The sequence below is a fragment of the Cupriavidus sp. FW306-01-F10A genome, assembly GCF_058782785.1.
On the sequence record NZ_JBYSYA010000001.1, the window covers coordinates 77,871 to 94,880 of the forward strand.

15 protein-coding genes are annotated in these 17,010 nt (G+C 67.5%); 6 read left to right on the forward strand and 9 right to left on the reverse strand.

All coding sequences use genetic code 11. From position 1 onward, the window contains the following. Window positions 1-72: 72 nt before the first annotated feature. Window positions 73-540 carry a DUF2127 domain-containing protein gene (locus AC3WLF_RS00360; RefSeq protein ID WP_492318544.1) on the forward strand — a complete coding sequence of 156 codons (468 nt, stop codon included), beginning with the start codon at window positions 73-75 and terminating at the stop codon, window positions 538-540. Here AC3WLF_RS00360 and AC3WLF_RS00365 read toward each other — a convergent pair. After that, window positions 492-2,300 (reverse strand): ExeM/NucH family extracellular endonuclease, encoded by a 1,809-nt coding sequence (locus AC3WLF_RS00365; protein ID WP_492357636.1) that lies wholly within the window; start codon window positions 2,298-2,300, stop codon window positions 492-494. The genes AC3WLF_RS00360 and AC3WLF_RS00365 overlap by 49 nt on opposite strands. Window positions 2,301-2,446: 146 nt before the next feature. Between AC3WLF_RS00365 and AC3WLF_RS00370 the strand changes: the two genes are divergently transcribed. Beyond that, entirely contained in the window at window positions 2,447-2,737 is a 291-nt protein-coding gene (locus AC3WLF_RS00370; RefSeq protein ID WP_492356240.1) for an antibiotic biosynthesis monooxygenase family protein, read from the forward strand. 9 nt (window positions 2,738-2,746) lie between these two features. Next, window positions 2,747-3,385, forward strand: coding sequence for a CDP-alcohol phosphatidyltransferase family protein (locus AC3WLF_RS00375; RefSeq protein WP_011617023.1), 639 nt, complete (start codon window positions 2,747-2,749; stop codon window positions 3,383-3,385). A 42-nt stretch (window positions 3,386-3,427) separates the two neighbouring features. Here the strand turns inward: AC3WLF_RS00375 and AC3WLF_RS00380 are convergent, their stop codons facing one another. Genes AC3WLF_RS00380 through AC3WLF_RS00415 form a run of 8 tightly spaced genes read right to left on the reverse strand, consistent with a single transcriptional unit; the run spans window position 3,428 to window position 13,219 of the window. After that, window positions 3,428-4,921: an N-acyl-D-amino-acid deacylase family protein gene (locus AC3WLF_RS00380; protein ID WP_492356241.1), complete on the reverse strand. Its 1,494-nt coding sequence runs from the start codon at window positions 4,919-4,921 to the stop codon at window positions 3,428-3,430. A 31-nt stretch (window positions 4,922-4,952) separates the two neighbouring features. Continuing rightward, complete coding sequence (locus AC3WLF_RS00385) at window positions 4,953-5,945, reverse strand: ABC transporter ATP-binding protein (protein ID WP_492356242.1); 993 nt, start codon at window positions 5,943-5,945, stop codon at window positions 4,953-4,955. After that, complete coding sequence (locus AC3WLF_RS00390) at window positions 5,942-6,997, reverse strand: ABC transporter ATP-binding protein (RefSeq protein WP_492318539.1); 1,056 nt, start codon at window positions 6,995-6,997, stop codon at window positions 5,942-5,944. The genes AC3WLF_RS00385 and AC3WLF_RS00390 overlap by 4 nt, the downstream gene beginning before the upstream one ends. 16 nt (window positions 6,998-7,013) lie before the next feature. Further along, the gene (locus AC3WLF_RS00395; protein WP_492357637.1) at window positions 7,014-7,907 is read right to left on the reverse strand and encodes an ABC transporter permease; all 894 of its coding nucleotides are present in this window, start codon (window positions 7,905-7,907) and stop codon (window positions 7,014-7,016) included. 24 nt (window positions 7,908-7,931) lie between these two features. Beyond that, window positions 7,932-8,867 (reverse strand): ABC transporter permease, encoded by a 936-nt coding sequence (locus AC3WLF_RS00400; RefSeq protein ID WP_492357638.1) that lies wholly within the window; start codon window positions 8,865-8,867, stop codon window positions 7,932-7,934. A gap of 34 nt (window positions 8,868-8,901) precedes the next feature. After that, entirely contained in the window at window positions 8,902-10,485 is a 1,584-nt protein-coding gene (locus tag AC3WLF_RS00405; RefSeq protein ID WP_492357639.1) for an ABC transporter substrate-binding protein, read from the reverse strand. Window positions 10,486-10,545: 60 nt separating this feature from the next. After that, window positions 10,546-12,000 (reverse strand): M81 family metallopeptidase, encoded by a 1,455-nt coding sequence (locus AC3WLF_RS00410; protein WP_492356247.1) that lies wholly within the window; start codon window positions 11,998-12,000, stop codon window positions 10,546-10,548. Window positions 12,001-12,052: 52 nt separating this feature from the next. Then, entirely contained in the window at window positions 12,053-13,219 is a 1,167-nt protein-coding gene (locus AC3WLF_RS00415; protein ID WP_492357640.1) for an NAD(P)/FAD-dependent oxidoreductase, read from the reverse strand. A 186-nt stretch (window positions 13,220-13,405) separates the two neighbouring features. Between AC3WLF_RS00415 and AC3WLF_RS00420 the strand changes: the two genes are divergently transcribed. From AC3WLF_RS00420 to AC3WLF_RS00430, 3 genes are all read left to right on the forward strand, one after another. Next, window positions 13,406-14,143 carry a helix-turn-helix domain-containing protein gene (locus AC3WLF_RS00420; protein WP_492357641.1) on the forward strand — a complete coding sequence of 246 codons (738 nt, stop codon included), beginning with the start codon at window positions 13,406-13,408 and terminating at the stop codon, window positions 14,141-14,143. Window positions 14,144-14,201: 58 nt separating this feature from the next. Further along, the gene (locus AC3WLF_RS00425; protein WP_492352100.1) at window positions 14,202-14,336 is read left to right on the forward strand and encodes a hypothetical protein; all 135 of its coding nucleotides are present in this window, start codon (window positions 14,202-14,204) and stop codon (window positions 14,334-14,336) included. Between the two features lie 211 nt (window positions 14,337-14,547). Then, window positions 14,548-16,998 (forward strand): type VI secretion system Vgr family protein, encoded by a 2,451-nt coding sequence (locus tag AC3WLF_RS00430; RefSeq protein WP_492357642.1) that lies wholly within the window; start codon window positions 14,548-14,550, stop codon window positions 16,996-16,998. Window positions 16,999-17,010 lie beyond the last annotated feature (12 nt).

Consider the following 17,010-nt stretch of genomic DNA (forward strand, 5'->3'; position numbering starts at 1 on the left):
GCAATGCCGGCATTGCCTGCCGGTGTTGCACAATACCGGCTTTGCAATTCTTGCATCGACCGGGGACACCGCATGGCAAAGCAGGGCGCACTGGGCCTGAAGGGCATCGCATTGTTCGAGGCAGGCAAGGGCTTGATCGTGATCGTTGCCGGCCTGGGCCTGGCCGCACTGCTGCACCGCGACGCCCAGGCGCTCGCGGAAGCCATCATCCAGCGCCTGCATGTCAATCCGGCCAGCCGCTATCCCACCATCTTCCTGTCCTTGCTTGCGCATCCCGACAACGCCCGCCTGTGGGCCATCGGCGGCTCTGCCACGGTCTATGCGCTGATGCGCTTTGCCGAAGCGTACGGGCTCTGGCGCGGGCTTGCATGGGGCAACTGGATCGGGGTGTGGTCCGGCGGCATCTACATTCCGCTGGAACTGTACGAGGCCCTGGTCCACCCCAGCTGGCTACATGGCACGCTGGCGGCAGCCAACCTGCTGGTGGTGCTTTACCTGGCGCGGGGGCTGCTGGCGAAGTCGACCACCAGGGGGTCGTGATCCGATGAACGGTAGGGGCCGGGCGCGTAGTGGCCCGACACCGCAGGCGCACCCGGCGCCGGGGCGTAGGAGAAGGCCGGAGGCTCGTCGGCATTGATATGCCAGGCATGCACGGCCAGGATATGCCGGGCCGCGGCGGCATCGGCAAGCACATGATCGAGATAGCCGGCCTGGCCGTTGTAGACGTAGCTGTACGCCGGCTTCCCGGCGAATTCCGCAACCATGTCGGCATAGCCGCGGCGCGCCAGCACGCGCACGGGGTCTTCCATGGCATAGCTGTTCAGGTCGCCAATCACCAGCACGCCCGCGCCGGATACGCCCGTCGGCGTCGCGCCCAGCCATTCGGCCAGCGCCTGGGCAGCCTGCGCGCGCGCGGGATTCCAGCAACCCTGGCCATCGCCCTGGTCGGCCTGCGCGCCGGTGGCCTCGGTGCAGGTCTTGGATTTGAAATGATTGACCACGACCGTGACCGGCGTGCCGCCAGCCGCCGCGCGGAAGGTGCCGGCCAGCGGCTGGCGGCTGCGCTCGCCCAGCCAGGTGGTGGCCGCGCGCCCGGCCGGCACGGCGGTGCGGGCGTGGTACAGCAGGCCGACCGCGATGGCATCGCTGCCAAGCGCCGGCGTGCCGGGATCGAGCACGCGCCAGTCCGGCCCCAGCCGGCTGGCCAGCTGGCGGATCGCGCTGTACTGGCCGTAGCCGTCGTTTTCTACCTCCATCACGCCGATCACGTCCGCATCCAGCCCCCGCAGCGCGGCGAGCAGCCTGGCTTCCTGGCGTGCCAGCGCCTCGGTGTCCTGCGCGCCGCGGTTGCCGGGAGCATCGAAACCACCGCCCTGGCCGTCACCGTTGAAGTAGTTCTGCAGGTTGAAGGCGGCCACGCGCAGCGTGGTGGCCGGATGCCGTGGCGGGGCGCCGCGGCGCGGGTTGGTGGCATGGAATACCGGCGCGCTCGCTCCGGGCACCGGTTGCAGGCGCCACTGCCCGTGGCGTTTTTCCAGCACCCCCTGCACGCCGCTGACCGTGTCTCCGGCACGCACCGGGTGGTCCGCGGCCAGGCGCGGTGGCGGGTAGGGCACCACGGCGGGATACTGCCGCGTCGAGCCATCGTCAAGGAACAGCCGGTTGCGGGCGTTGGCGGCGGCGGCTTGCCGCGCGGCCGTTCCCGGCAGGGCCTGTTGCGTCGGCGCGATGGGCCGGCCGTCGCTCAGCGCCAGAGTGCCATAGCGACCAAGCTCATGGGTATCGGCAACCGTCAGCGTCTGGGGCAGGCGCACCAGCATGCCTTCACGCGCGGCAAGATCGGATTCGCCCGCGACCGGCAAGGTCAGCGTCTGCGGCGTCGCCGCCATGCTGCGCGCGCACACCGCCAGCGCGCCGGACAGCACCAGCTGCGTCTGCCCGAATTTCTCTTCGACCCTTCCGGACACGCGCACCATGTCGCCGGCGCGTGCCGTGGTGCGTGGCGCATAGACGAACAGACCTTCCGACACGCCGGGCCGGTGCAGGCGTTGCGCGTCCGCGGCCTGCAGGAAGAAGCCGCGCAGGCCGCCATCACCGCTGAAGTCCGCGGTGACGACGGCCTCTACCTCCACCACGCTGCCCGCGAGCGGCGACGCCGCCGCGGCACCCTGGATCTCGGCGATCGGCGTCGCCGGCGTGCCGCATGGTTGCGATGCAGCATGCGCGCCCGCCAGGCAGGTCAAGGCTAGGGCGGGCAAGACGGCCCGGGCGAGGTGGCGCTTGCGCAGGGACGATCGCATGGCGTTATCGGCAGGTAGTGGCAGGGTGGACGATGCTAACCGCCGCATGTAACGGAATGCTTGCAGCAGGCATGTGGCCCCGCGATCGTGCTAAGGTAGCAGACACCCGCCGGTGCCCCGGCATCTACTCCATTGGTAAAACCGTCATGATCAAGGAAATCGCACAACTCACCATCAAGCCCGGCATGGACAAGCAACTGGAGCAGGGCGTGAGCCAGGCCACGCCGCTGTTCCTGCGCTCGCGCGGCTGCCACGGCGTGCAGCTGTTCCGCTCGATCGAGCAGCCGGAACAATACACGCTGGTGGTGGAATGGGAGTCGGTGGACGACCATATGGTCCATTTCCGCGAATCGCCCGAGTTCCAGCAATGGCGCGCCCTGGTCGGTGAAACCTTTGCCGCGCCGCCTAACGTGCACCATGTGGCCAAGGTCCTGTAAGCGCACGCCATGAGCACCCGGCCGGAACGTCCCCGCCATTTCTCGATGCTGCGCGAGCTGCAGCTGGCCGATGTCTTTACGCTGGGCAATGCGGCCTGCGGCATGGGGTCGGTGTTCTTCGCCATGTTCTACGTGGCCGACCAGCAGTTGTCGCATTTCTACACGGCGGCGGCATTGGCGCCGCTGGCCTTTATCTTCGACGTGCTGGACGGCCGCATCGCGCGCTGGCGTCATGCGCATTCGGCGCTGGGGCGCGAACTGGATTCGCTGGCCGACGTGATCTCGTTCGGCGTCGGGCCGGCCACGCTGGCCTTTGCCGCCGGCATGCGCGGCGGCTGGGACCTGGCCGTGCTGATCTACTTTGTCTGCTGCGGCGTCAGCCGGCTGGCGCGCTTCAACGTCACCGCTGAATCGCTGGCAGAGGGCAGCGACAGCGGCAAGGTCGCCTACTTCGAAGGCACGCCGATCCCGACCAGCGTGCTGCTGACCGCGGTGCTGGCATGGTGCGCCTGGCAAGGCCAGCTTGGCGGCGAACTGCCGGGCGGCGCGTGGGTGCTGGGCCCGGCGGTGCTGCATCCGCTGGTGCTGCTGTTCGCGCTGTCGGGCACGCTGATGGTCAGCAAGACGCTGCGCATTCCCAAGTTCTGAGCCGCCGGCGGCTTCGCTTCCGGCGGCCCCTTGCTGCGGGCCTCAGGCAGGCGCCGCATTTCCCGCCTCAGGGCCTGCTGGCCGCGTGATGACCTGCCCGTTGCGCGCCCCGCTGTGCGCGCCGTGCTGCCAGGTAATGGCGCCGTTGACGATCACGGTGTCGATGCCTTCGGCTGGCCGGGTGGGGGTTTCGTAACTGGCGGCATCGCGCACGTTGGCCGCATCAAAAACGACGATGTCGGCATGATTGCCCACGGCGAGCGTGCCGCGCCGGTGCAGGCCGAAGTTGCGCGCCGTCAGCCCGGTCATTTTCCAGACCGCCGTCTCCAGCGGGAACAGGCCGACCTCGCGGCAGTAGTGCCCCAGTACGCGCGGGAAGGTGCCCCACAGGCGCGGATGCGGACTGGCGCCGACGGGGATGCCGTCGGAGCCGATCATGGTTTCGTCGAAGGCAAGGATGCGCTGGACGTCGTCCTCGTCCATCTGGAAGTAGATCGCGGTGCCCGGCTGCAGGCGGCGCGCGGCTTCGTCCTTGGGCACGCCCCATTCCCTGGCGATGTCGTCGAGATCGCGGCCCGCGCATTCGGGGTATGGCTCGCTGGCGGCGATCAGCACCCGGCCGTCGAGCATGCCGCGGTCGGTCCGGATCATGGTGGAGCCGGCCGTGTATGGGTAGCAGTCGAGCGACACGCACTGGTGCTTCATGGCCTCGCGGATAAAGGGCAGGGTCACCTGGCTTTTGCCGAAGTTGGCCTGCCTCTGCACCTTGTGGTGCGACACCACCACCGGTACGTCGAGCTCGCGGCCGATGCGGAAGGTCTCGTCGAGCGAGGCCATGACGTGGTCGGACTCGTCGCGCATATGCGTGACATAGAGCGCCTTGCGGGCACTGAGCGGCCGGCAGACTTCGATGATCTCCACGGTCGTCGCCATGGCGGCGGGCGGGTAGAAGGTGCCGGTCGACACGCCGATCGCGCCGGCCTGCATGGCTTCTTCGACCAGCGCCTGCATGGCGGCGATCTCCTTGGCATCGGCTGGCCGGTCCAGCGCCGCCATGGTGACCGCGCGCAAGGTCGAATGCCCGACCATGGCGGCTACATTGACCGAGCTCGGCATGGTGCGCAGCGCGTCCAGGTAAGCGGCGAAGGTGGTGAAGCGGCCTTGCGCCGGTGTGTCGATCAGGCTCAGCGGCATCGGCAGATCCATATCGGCACGCAGCGGCGCGGCGCTGATGCCGCAGTTGCCGGCGATCACGGTGGTGACGCCCTGCGAGACCTTGAACGGCATGGTGGGTTGCGACAGCACCGCCTGGTCATCATGCGTGTGCGCGTCGATGAAGCCTGGGGCGACGATCAGGTCCGTTGCATCCAGCACGCGCTCGGCCGTGTGCCCGGCGAGGTCGCCGATCGCAGCGATGCAGCCGTCGCGCACGCCGATATCGGCGCTGAAGCGGGGTGCCTTGCTGCCATCGATCACCGTGCCGCCAGTGATCAGCAGGTCATAGTGCGGGGCGTGTGCAGAGGTGGGGTCGGACATGGGATTCCTTTCCTTGGCTGGAGCGTAGCGGTCAGCGGAAATGGCAGGCCACCTGGTGGATGCCGGTTGCGGAGGGACGTTCGGTCAGCAAGGGGGCCTGCTCCTTGCAGCGGGCTTGCGCATGCGGGCAACGCGTGTGGAAGCGGCAGCCCGCTGGCGGATTGGCCGGGCTGGGCGGATCGCCCTGCAGCAGCAGGCGCCGCGCGGGCCTGCGCGGGTCGGGCACCGGCACGGCGGACAGCAGGATCTCCGTATAGGGGTGGCGCGGCGCGGAGAACAAGGTGTCGCGGTCGGCCAGTTCGACGATCTGGCCAAGGTACATCACGGCGACCCGGTGGCTGATATGGCGCACCACGGCCAGGTCGTGCGCGACGAACAGGTAGGCGATGCCGAACTCGGCCTGGAGGTCCATCAGCAGGTTGACCACCTGCGCCTGGACGGAAACATCGAGCGCCGATACCGGCTCGTCGCAGACGATCAGCTTCGGGTTGAGTGCCAGCGCGCGCGCGATGCCCAGCCGCTGGCGCTGGCCGCCGGAGAACTCGTGCGGGAATTTGCGCACGGCTTCAGGCCGCAGGCCGACCTTGCTGAACAGCCATTGCACGCGCTCGTTGCGCTCGGCACGCGACTGCAGGCCGAAGTTGCGCAGCGGCTCGGCGACGATTTCGCCCGCCGTCAGCCGCGGGCTGAGCGAGGCATAGGGGTCCTGGAAGATGATCTGCAGGTCGCGCCGGCGCTGCCGCATGGCGCTTGCCGGCAGGCGCAGCAGTTCCACCCCGTCGAGCTGCACCGAGCCTGAAGTCGGCTCGATCAGGCGCAGCACCGACTTGGCGGTGGTGGTCTTGCCGCAGCCGGATTCGCCGACCAGCGAGAGCGTCTCGCCGCGCGCCACGGTGAAGGACACGCCGTCCACCGCCTGGATCGGCGGCCTGCCCGGTGCCAGCCAGCGCCGCGGTGCGAGGTAGTGTTTCCTCAGGCGGTCGACCTTGAGCAGAGGCGTTGGCGTGGCGGAGGTCGTGCTCATGCGATGGCTTCCTGGGCTTGTGGGTTGCATTCGATGCGGCCTTCCTCGACGGCGAAGCAGGCCACCGCATGGTCGCCGCGGTGGCGCGTGAGCTGCGGGAGCTCGCGCGCGCAGCGCGCGTTGGCATGCGCGCAGCGTGCCGCGAAGGCACAGCCGCGCCGCGCTTCCTGTGGCGATGGCACCAGGCCGGGGATTTCGGCCAGGCGCCGGCTGCTGGTGTTCATCGACGGCATCGATGCCATCAGCGCGCGGGTGTAGGGGTGCAGCGGGCGGTCAAACAGCTCGGTGACGCTGGCTTCCTCGACCTTGCGCCCGGCGTACATCACGATCACGCGGTCGCAGCATTCGGCCACCACGCCGAGGTCGTGCGTGATCATCACCACGCCCATGCCCAGTTCCTGCTGCAGGCGGCGCATCAGGTCCAGGATCTGCGCCTGGATGGTCACGTCGAGCGCCGTGGTGGGTTCGTCGGCGATCAGCACCTCGGGGTTGCAGGCCAGCGCCAGCGCGATCATCACGCGCTGGCGCATGCCGCCCGAAAGCTGGTGCGGGTACTCGTTGACGCGGCGCTCGGGCTCGGGGATCTGCACCAGCCGCAGCATCTCCACCGCGCGCCTGAGCGCCTCGGCGCGGCTCGCGCCCTGGTGCAGCTGCACGGTTTCGGCAATCTGGCGGCCAATCGTCAGCACCGGGTTCAGCGAGGTCATCGGCTCCTGGAAGATCATCGAGACGCGATTGCCGCGGATGCGGCGCATCTCGCGTTCGCTGAGCTGCAACAGGTCCGTGCCGCGCAGCCGCACCGCGCCGCGGATGCGTGCCGGCGGCGTGGGCAGCAGCCGCATGATGGACAGCGCCGTCACGCTCTTGCCGCAGCCTGACTCGCCCACCACGCCCAGGGTCTGGCCGGCGCGCACGGTGTACGAGACGCCGTTGACCGAGCGGGCCGGCCCGGTGAACGTGTCGAAATGCGTGTGGAGGTCCTCCACTTCGAGCAGCGGCTCGCCCGTGGCCGGCCTGACATGGGACATCGCGCGCGACATCGTGATGGTCATGGTTGCGCTCCCGGATTCAGAGTTGCCGCGCCAGGCGCGGATCGAGCGCGTCGCGCAGGCCGTCGCCGAGCAGGTTGATGGCCAGCACCGTCGCGGCCAGCAGGATGCCCGGGTACAGGATGATGTGGAAGGCCACGGCCACGAAATTGCGCCCCTCGGCCATCATGTTGCCCCAGCTAGGCATCTGGGCGGGCACGCCGACGCCGAGGAAAGACAGCGCGGCTTCCGTGAGCACGGCGGTGGCGGCCACGAAAGTGGCCTGCACGATCAGCGGCGCCACCATGTTGGGCACCACGTGGCGCACCAGGATCACCGGCAGGCGGGTGCCGACCGCATGCGCCGCCTCGACGTAGAGCTGCTCGCGCAGGGTCAGCGCCAGCGAGCGCACCAGCCGCACCACGCGCGGGACCTCGGGTATGGCGATGGCGATGATCACCGCGCCCAGGCTGGCCTGCGTAACGGCCATCAGCGCGATCGCCAGCAGGATCCCCGGGATCGCCATCAGGCCGTCCATCACGCGCATCACCAGGGAGTCCGCGCGGCGCACGAAGCCTGCGACCAGGCCCAGCAGCACCCCGGACACGGTTGCGAGCAGCCCGACCGACAGGCCCACGATCATGGAGACGCGGCCGCCCCAGACCGCGCGGCTGAAGACGTCGCGGCCGAGCGCGTCGGTGCCGAACCAGTGCTCGGCCGAGGGCGGCTGCATGCGCGCCAGCGGGTCGATGTCCTGCGGGTCGACGGTGGCAATCCAGGGCGCGCCGAGGGAGAGCACGGCGATCACCGCCAGCAGCAGCGCACCCAGGATCAGCGTGGGGTGCTTGCGCGCCCAGTGCCAGCGCGGCAGCACGAAAGGCGCATGGTCGGATGCCGGTACGGCAGGTTCGGTGGCGGGTAGGGAAGTGGTCATGTCAGCGGGTCTCGCGGCGAGCCATCAGTACTTGATGCGCGGATCGAACAGCCGGTAGCTGAGGTCGATCATCAGGTTGATCAGCACGTAGACCCCGGCGGAGACCAGCAGCACGCTCTGGATCACCGGGTAGTCGTGGCGCTGCACCGAGTCGACCACCAGGCGGCCGACCCCCGGGATCGCAAACACGGTTTCGGTCACGACCACGCCGCCGATCAGCAGCGCGATACCCATGCCGACGGTGGTGGCGATCGGGATCGCCGCGTTGCGCAGCGCGTGGCCCAGCACCGGCAGCACGCCCAGGCCCTTGGCGCGCGCAGTGCGGATGTAGTCTTCATGCAGGACTTCCAGCACGGTGGCGCGCGTCATGCGCGTCACCAGCGCGATATAGACCAGCGCCAGGTTGACGCAGGGCAGCACCAGGCTGCGCAGCCATGCGCCAGCGCCGTCGGCGAAGCGCGCATAGCCCTGCACCGGGAACCACGGCAACTGGATGGCAAAGGCGTAGACCAGCAGGTAGCCCACCAGGAACACCGGCAGCGAGAATGCCAGCACCGCGAACAGCATCACCAGCCGGTCGACCCAGCTGCCCGCGCGGTACGCGGCCAGCGTTCCCAGCGGCACCGCGACCAGCAAGGTCAGCAGCATCGTCAGCGCGGCGACAGAGACGGTCGGCTCCAGCCGCTGCGCCAGCAACTGCGCCACCGGCACCTGGGTGAAGATGGAGGTGCCGAGGTCGCCGGTGGCGAGCCGGCCGAGCCACAGCAAGAACTGCCGCCACAGCGGCTGGTCCAGCCCCAGCACGCCGCGCAGCCTGGCGATGTCGTCAACGGTCGCGAGGTCGCCTGCGATCAGCGCCGCCGGATCGCCCGGCGACAAGTGGATCAGCAGGAAGACCACCACGGCCACCACTGCCATCACGGGCAGCGTCGCGGCCAGGCGTCGGAGCAGGTAGCCCATTGTCGTGTTTCCCCCGGTGGTTCGTGCTTCGTGGCTATTTGTCGAGCATCCAGACCGTGGGCATGCCGGCCCACATCTTGTCGATGCCCTTGAGGCTGGCACGCGCCGCGAACGCCGCCGAGTACTGGCCGGCGTTCACATAGGGCACCGCCTCATAGGCGCGCTTCTGGAAGGCATCGAGCAGTTCCTTGCGTTTGGCGGGCACGGTCTCGCGGACCCAGGCCGTGCGCAGTGCGTCGAGCGGCTTGTCGCAGGGCCAGCCGGGCAGGCTGGTGCCGCAGGGGGCGCTGAGGTAGGCATTGGTGATCGGGGAATCGGCATCGAACGCGCCCGCGACGGTCACGTACATATTCCAGCCCCCGGCCTCGGGCGCATCCCGCTTGGCGCGGCGTGCGCCGATGGAGGCCCAGTCCATGTTCTGCATGTCGACGTTCATGCCCATGCTGCGCATGGTCTGTGCCGCCATCAGGGCTTCAGCGTTGAGCTGGGGAATGTCGGTCGGCACCAGCAGCACCACCTTTTCGCCCTTGTAGCCCGCCGCGCCCAGCAACTGCCTGGCGCGGGCCGGATCGGCCTTGCGGTACGGTTCGGCGCCGGCAGCGGTATCGTTGGGGCCGCCGCAGATGAAGAAGGTGGCGCAGTAGTTGATGCGCATGTCGAGCGGATAGCCCATGGCCGCGGTGAAGCGTTCCTGGCTGACCGCCTGCAGGAAGGCCTGGCGCACTTTCGGGTTGTTGAATGGCGGATGCAGCTGGTTCATCACCAGCACGCCCTGGTAGGCGCCGCCCGAGCCGATCTTGATGCCGGCGTCGCCGCGCAGCGGGGTGATGTAGTCCGGCGGTACCTGTTCGATCAGGTCGACCTCGCCGCGCTTGAGCGCCGCGATGGCGCTGTTGGCGTCCGGCAGGTAGAGCCATTCGACGCGATCCACGCGGGGCTGCTTGCTGCCGGCGAGACCGCTCGCGGGCTCGCTGCGTGCCACGTAGTGCGGGTTGCGCACGAACACCGCCTTGTTGCCCGGCACCCATTCGTCGCGCTTGAAGATGAAGGGGCCGGAGCCCAGCACCTCGGGCAGCGGCGCGGTGGCGGGCATCCTGGCCAGGCGCTCCGGCAGGATCACCGGGGGAAAGCCCGAGGGCTTGGCCAGCGCATCGAGCACCATGCCAAAGGGCTCCTTGAGCGTCAGCGTGAACGTGCGCGTGTCGACCGCCTTCCACTCGGCGCCGGCTTCGCCCATGGCACGGCCCAGGCTGTCGCGCGCGCCCCAGCGCTGCAGCGAGACGATCGCGTCCGCCGAGGTAACCGCGCTGCCATCCGAGAACTTCAGGCCGGGACGCAGCGTGAAGCTCCACTGCCGGCCATCCTTCGAGCTGATGTACTTCTCGACCATTTGCGGTTGCGCCTTGCCCTTGGCGTCCTGCGCGAACAGCGTGTCGTAGACCATGTAGCCGAAGTTGCGCGTGATGTAGGCCGTGGTGAAGGTCGGATCGAGGATCTTCAGGTCGGCATGCGCCACGACCTTGAGCGTCTTGGTCTGTGCCAGCACGGGCAGGCTGGCGCCTGCCAGGACCAGGGCGCCCGCCGCGAGCGCGGCGGACAGGGATCGGTTTGGTGTCATGTGCAGTCTCCGTTTTCTTCGTTGTCGTTGTTGTCGTGAACGCAGCCAGGCGGCCGGCGCTCAGGCCGCGGCGCTGTCCAGGGGCCACTTGGGCCGCTGGATTTTGCGATAGGGCAGGGTCGTGAGGTCAAGCGTGACGGCACCCGGGGCGCCTGCGTAGATCACGTGCCTTGCCACTTTCGAGAAGGACGCGTAGAAGTGCTGCGAGGACTTGACCACGATGATCTGCTTGCGCGCCAGGTCACAGCCCAGCTGGGTGAACATGTCCGTGCCCATGGCCTGGTTGCGCAGCGTGATCAGCACGATGTCGATGCCGTTAGCTTCCACCAGCGCGCAGTCGCCCATCGGCACCGGCGCGTCGGACAGCCCGGTCATCACCATGTCGGGCAGCAGGGTCTTGACCGTGCAGTCCAGGTCCAGCGGATCGCCGGAAAGCGGACTGATCTTGCCGCCGATGCGCATCGACAGGCGTGCGCCCACGCCGGCATCGAAGGCGATGCGCACCGCGATCGGGTCCCACATCGGGCCGACCGCCGCATTGCCGATGCCGCGCTCGATCATGCGGCGCAGGACAAAGGTGGAGTCGCTGGCTGCACCGCCGCCGGGATTGTCGGCGCCGTCGGCCAGCACCACCGGCCCGCCGTCGCAGGCCAGCGCCTCGTCGAGCGAGGTATCGATGTCCGGGTAGCGCACCGTGAGCCCGTCGCGCATGGCGACCAGTTCGTCGGCCAGTTGCCGCGCCAGCGCATCGGCCCTGGCCGGGTTGCCATCGGTGTAGACCAGCACCTTGGTGCCCATCCCCGGCACATCGCCCCATGAAAACCCATGTGCCACCGAGATCGACAGCACGCCGTCGCGCCCTTCCAGCGACTGGATGCGGTCGATGAAGCCGCGCGCCGGCTCGCGCGAGGTGTGGACCGTGACGATCATGCTGCAATCGACCACCGCCGCCACCGGGCGAACCTTGCCTTCCACCGTGGCCGCGCACAGGTCGACCAGTTCCAGCGCGCGTTCCAGCACGTCGGTATGCGGGTATTCCTTGAAGGCAACCATCACGTCGGCGTACGCCGTCATCTCGGGCGTCAGGTGGCAGTGCGGGTCCAGCTCCGCGCCGATCACCACGTCCGGGCCGACGATGGCGCGCACACGCTGCAGCAGGTCGCCCTCGCAGTCGTCATAGCCATCGGCCACCATCGCGCCGTGCAGACCGAGCAGCACCATGTCCACCGGCAACGCAGCGCGCAGGTCGGCCAACAGTTCCTCGCGCAGGGTTTCGTAGGCATGGCGGGTGGTGGTGCCGCTGGGCTGCGCGCCGGCCACCATGCCTTCGCACAGCTGCCAGCCGCGCTCCTTGCCGCGGATCCGCGCGGCCCACAGCGGGCCCGAAAAAAACGTCATCTGGTCAGGATGCTGGCCGGCCGGGAAGTAGCCGCGATCCCTGAACGACGACAGGCCGGTGGGCATCGGCGCGAAGGTGTTGGTTTCGGTGGCGAGGGAGGCACTGAAGACACGCACGATGGTTGGCTCCTGGTCAGTTGGGGGACTAGCGGTTAAGGGAAGGCGCGATTCAGGTTGATGCGGCCAGGCGGCGCAGGCGCGCCGGCCCAAGCATCTCGGCGCTCAGGCCGAACGACGCCGGATGCGCCGGCACCGGCAGTCCGCGCGCCAGCGCGGCACAGGTTTCGCCCATGGCCGCCGAGGTCTGGATGCCGTAGCCGCCCTGGCCCGCCACCCAGAAGAAGCCCGGCACGGCGTCGTCGAACCCGCCCACCAGGTCGCCGTCGGCGACGAAGGAGCGCAGCCCGGCCCAGGTGCGCGCAGGGCGGCGGATCCTGAGCGAGGTCGCGGTCTCGATGCGGTCGATGGCGAGCGCGATATCCATTTCCTCAGGCTGGACGTCTTGTGGCTCGACCGGGTCGGCATTGGCCGGCGAGCCCAGCAACATGCCGGCATCGGGCTTGATGTACCAGTCCTCGTCGGCGCCGAAGACCATGGGCCAGCCGCTGGTGTCCATATCCGCGGGCGGAGCAAAGACGAAGGCAGAGCGGCGGCGAGGTTCAATCCCCAGCGTCTGCACGCCGGCCAGCCGCGCGATGACGTCGGCCCAGGCGCCGGCGGCGTTGAGTACCACCGGTGCCGCATATACCGACCCGCCAGCCTCCACGCGCCAGTGGTCCCGCACACGTGCCATGGCCGTGACTTGGGCATCGCACACCAGCTTGCCGCCGGCCTGGCGCATGCCGCGCAGGTAGCCCTGGTGGATCGCGTCCACATCCATGTCTGCGGCGCCGGGCTCATAGACGCCCCCTACCAGTTGCTCCGCGCGCAGCGCCGGTACGCGCTCGCACGCTTGCGCGGCACTCAGCAGGCGGGCGTCGGGATCGACGGCGCGCACCACGTCCCAGTGCGCGTCAAGCAAATGCTGTTGCCCGGGGCCGGCGACCATCAGCGCGCCGCGCGGCGTGAGCAGCGGGTGCGAGGCAAATCCCGGCGGCGGATCCTGCAGGAAGGCGCGGCTTGCCATCGTCAGCGCGCGGACCTGGGTGGTGCCGTAGCTTTCCATGAACAACGCCGCCGAGCGGCCGGTCGAGTGGTAGCCAGGCTGGGCTTCGCGTTCGAGCAGGATGACGCGGCCATGGGGCGCGAGCCAGTACGCGACGGAAGCACCGGCAATGCCGCCTCCGATGATGAGATAGTCGGTTGGAATCGGTGAGGCAGCGTGAGTCGGGTGCATGGATCAGGTGGCAGGAGAGCGCCTGCGGGGCGCTCGTGCATTCGGAATGGGAGTGAGTGTAGGCAAGAATTTGCGTATATGCAAATTGCGGATACGCAAATCTTGCGCTAAGGTGGGCGGCAGGGGATGAGCCTTGTCACGGTCTGCTCTGTTAGCATTCCGTCCAAAGGAAAAAAGGACGCAGGCTTGAAACCACACACCGCCCAGAGGCGCGGCAGCGGCATCGGCATCGATGACGACGAGTCGCGCACGCTCGACCGCGAAGCCTTTGGCAAGCGCCTGCGCTCGGCGCGCAAGGCCTTCGGCTGGACGCTGGCGCACCTCGCCGAACTGTCGGGCGTCTCGATCACCACCATCTCGCGTGCGGAGCGCGGGCAACTGGCGCTGGGCTACGAGAATTTTGCTGCGCTGGGCCAGGCGCTGCAGATGGACATGGGCTCGATGTTCGCGGGTGCCGGCACGAAGACCTCACCGTTCCAGGGGCCGGTCGTGACCCGGGCCGGCGCGGGCGTGACCTACCGGGGATCGTCGCTGACCTATGAATTTCTTGGCGCGGAGGCCGTCGGCAAGCAGATGAGCCCGGTGGTCGGCACCGTGCATGCGCGCCGCATCGAGGGCCCCGGTGACTTCTCGCGCCATCCCGGCGAGGAGTTTGTCTATGTGCTCAGTGGCGAGATCGAAATCCATTTCGACAACGGCGAGAAGCTGCACCTGGCGCGGGGCGATGCGTTGTATTTCGATGCCCGCATGGGCCACGCCTACATCAGCGTAAGCCGGCAGCTCGCCCGGATCGTGGGTGTGACCACCAGCGAAAGCAACTTGATGAAGTCGGCCCAGGCGGCGAAGCCGGCGGCGGTGCCAGAACGGACCGTCGGGCGCACGCAGGGGAAAGCCGCAGCGACCAGGGGCAAGGGCAAAGGCTGAAGGGGGCGGAACCCACGCTTTCAGGATCCAGGGTGAAGCATTGCTTGCGGAGCCCCGTGTGGCCGTGGATGCGGCCTGCAGCATGGGGTTGGTGTTCTTCGCCATGTTCTTCGTGGCCGACCAGCAGCTGTCGCACTTCTTCACGGCGGTGGCGCGGCTTGCATGCCGTTGCGAGCAGGCTTTCCCCTGGTGAATTCAGTTTTTTTGAATTCTGGCTTTTCTCTTCTTGAAGCGCAAAATCAGAATCGCCTGATTTATTTTTCGACAGCACCATATTTACTATCCATCTTGAGTTGCAGCGCCGTCATTCAATGACCGCCGCAGCGATAGCGTGCCGCGAGACGCAGCGTATCCAGTCACTTTTTTTTCGGCACGAAAGCGTTCAACTCCACGGAGTGCTTCGCATGGGTAGCCGATTACCGATTTCCTCCCGTACCGTTACCGTATCCGGTGATGGGTTGCCGGAACTATTGGGACAGCCGCTGCTAGTATTTTCCAGGCTGTCCGGCACCGAGGGTATCAATTCGCTGTTCGAGTATGAGCTGGAACTCAAGACGCCGGACGACCGCAATGTCCTGTACGGCCCGGCGGGCGATGTCGACCTGGAAGCCATGCAGGGCAAGGAGCTGACAGTCAGTATCGAACTGGACGGCTCCGGCAGCGGCCTGGACGGCGGCCTCGGCAGGGGCAAGCGCGAGATTACCGGGATCGTCACCGACGTGCGCGGCCCTTACCACGAAAACGAGCGCATTCGCTATCGCCTGACCTTGCGGCCCTGGTTTTGGCTCGGCACGCTCACCTCCACCTTCAAGCGGTTCCAGAACATGAGTGTCCTGGAAATCGTGGAAGCGGTGCTGAGCAGATATACCTTTCCGGTCGAGCGCCGGCTTTCACTCATCGAGTATCCCAAGCGCGAGTATCAATTGCAGGCCGGCGAGACCGACTACCAGTTCGTGCGCCGGCTGCTCGCAGAGTGGGGCCTGAATTTCCATTGGGAGCACACGAACGGCCATCACCGCATGGTGCTGACGGATGGCAATGGCGCCTTCCAGAACATCCCCAGCCCCGCGTATCACACCATCAACTGGCATCCATCCTCGGACCGGGTGGACGAAGAACACCTCCACCAATTCGAGGTACGCGATCGCCTGATTACTGGCTCGTGGGCGCACGGGGATTACGATTACAACCAGCCCCGCGCCGACCTGAACGTCTCCGTCGAAGACCCCCGCGAGACCAGCCATGCCACCTACGAACTGTACAGCTGGCCGGGCGATTACGTTCAGCCCAAGACCGGCAATGACGCCCGCAAGGAGGGCGACATGCTGGCGCGCATCAACATGGAACGCCTGCGGCAACACGGCGTGCGGGGGCGCGGCCAGGGCAACGTGCGCGCAATGGCGCCGGGCCACACCTTTACGCTGAAGCGCTTCCTGCGCGCGAAGGCCAACCGCGAGTACCTGATTTTCGCCACGCGCCTGCTAATCGAGGACGTGGGCGAGTTCGCGGGCAGTGACCAGCAATGGCGCTGCGAGGTGGAGTTCGAAGCCCAGCCCACCAGCGAAATCTTCCGGCCCGAGCCGGTCAAGAAGCCTTACATCGGCGGGCATCACATCGCCAGGGTCGTCGGCCCGGCCAATCAGGAAATCTGGAGCGATGATCTGGGACGGGTGCGCTGCCAGTTTGTCTGGGACCGCTACGGTAGTTTTGACGAGAATAGCTCCTGCTGGATTCGCGTAACCGGCTTCTCATCGGGCGGTCGCTTCGGCAACACGCACCTGCCGCGCATCGGCCAGGAAGTCATTGTCATATACGAGGGCGGTGACCCGGATCGGCCAATCATCATTGGGCCTGTCAATAACCGGCTGAACCTGCCGCCGTGGCAGTTGCCCAGCCAGCATGCATTGTCCGGCTACCAGAGCAAGGAACTGTTCGGCGAAGGCCGCAACCAGACCCTCTACGACGACACGAAGGGCCAGCAGCAAGTGCAAGTCGGGTCGGACTACCAGAACAGCCTGCTGGCCCTGGGCCACAATGTCCGGGTGAAGGGTTGGGAGGGGCGCAAGGACAAGCGGGGAGAAGGGTTCGAACTGCGCACCGACGCGCATGGGGCGCTGCGCGCCGCACTTGGCCTGCTCATCACCACCTTTTCGCGCCTGAATGCCGAAGGCAACGCGATGAATGTGCGGGATGTCGTCCAGTTGCTCGAACAGGCACAGGGCATTGCCGCCACCATGGGAGAGAAGGCGACTGAAGCCCAGGCTCAAAACGGCGAACAGACCGACATTGCAAAACTGCTGGAGAAGCAGCTCGAGCAAATCCAGGGCGGAGGCGAACTGGAGGAATTTACCGCCCCCCATCTGGTATCGGCCAGCCCCGCCGGCATCGTCTCCACGGCAGCGGGTTCGACCCACATCGCCAGCGGTGGCGACACCGCACTGACCACGGGGGAGCACCTGTCCGTCACCGCCGGTGGCGGCTTCTTTGCCAGCGTGCGCAAGGCGCTGCGCATGTTCGCCTATGAAGCTGGCATGAAGCTGGTTGCAAACATGGGCGATATCGACCTGCAGGCCCTGAAGAACAATATCAACCTGCTGGCGAAGCTCAAGATCACCCTGACCGCCGACGAGATCACCATCCAGGCCAGGCAAAAACTGTTGCTGGCAGGCGGCGGCAGCTACCTGCGACTGGACGGCAACATCGAGCATGGCACCAACGGCAGGTTCACCGTCCACGCCGCCAGCAAGCAGCTGACCGGGCCGAACAGCATCCCGACGGAACTGAGCACAAAGCAGGTCTGCCTGGAATGCCTGCTCAAGGCAGCCAGGCGCAACACGGGCCTGCTGCTGCGCTGACCAGAGACCGGC

Coding starts and splice junctions, on each gene's coding strand:
- AC3WLF_RS00390 (WP_492318539.1), bottom strand. CDS start 6,997: ATGACCATCACGATGTCGCGCGCGATGTCCCATGTCAGGCCGGCCACG.
- AC3WLF_RS00375 (WP_011617023.1), top strand. CDS start 2,747: ATGAGCACCCGGCCGGAACGTCCCCGCCATTTCTCGATGCTGCGCGAG.
- AC3WLF_RS00400 (WP_492357638.1), bottom strand. CDS start 8,867: ATGGGCTACCTGCTCCGACGCCTGGCCGCGACGCTGCCCGTGATGGCA.
- AC3WLF_RS00385 (WP_492356242.1), bottom strand. CDS start 5,945: ATGAGCACGACCTCCGCCACGCCAACGCCTCTGCTCAAGGTCGACCGC.
- AC3WLF_RS00365 (WP_492357636.1), bottom strand. CDS start 2,300: ATGCGATCGTCCCTGCGCAAGCGCCACCTCGCCCGGGCCGTCTTGCCC.
- AC3WLF_RS00430 (WP_492357642.1), top strand. CDS start 14,548: ATGGGTAGCCGATTACCGATTTCCTCCCGTACCGTTACCGTATCCGGT.
- AC3WLF_RS00405 (WP_492357639.1), bottom strand. CDS start 10,485: ATGACACCAAACCGATCCCTGTCCGCCGCGCTCGCGGCGGGCGCCCTG.
- AC3WLF_RS00370 (WP_492356240.1), top strand. CDS start 2,447: ATGATCAAGGAAATCGCACAACTCACCATCAAGCCCGGCATGGACAAG.
- AC3WLF_RS00395 (WP_492357637.1), bottom strand. CDS start 7,907: ATGACCACTTCCCTACCCGCCACCGAACCTGCCGTACCGGCATCCGAC.
- AC3WLF_RS00380 (WP_492356241.1), bottom strand. CDS start 4,921: ATGTCCGACCCCACCTCTGCACACGCCCCGCACTATGACCTGCTGATC.
- AC3WLF_RS00415 (WP_492357640.1), bottom strand. CDS start 13,219: ATGCACCCGACTCACGCTGCCTCACCGATTCCAACCGACTATCTCATC.
- AC3WLF_RS00360 (WP_492318544.1), top strand. CDS start 73: ATGGCAAAGCAGGGCGCACTGGGCCTGAAGGGCATCGCATTGTTCGAG.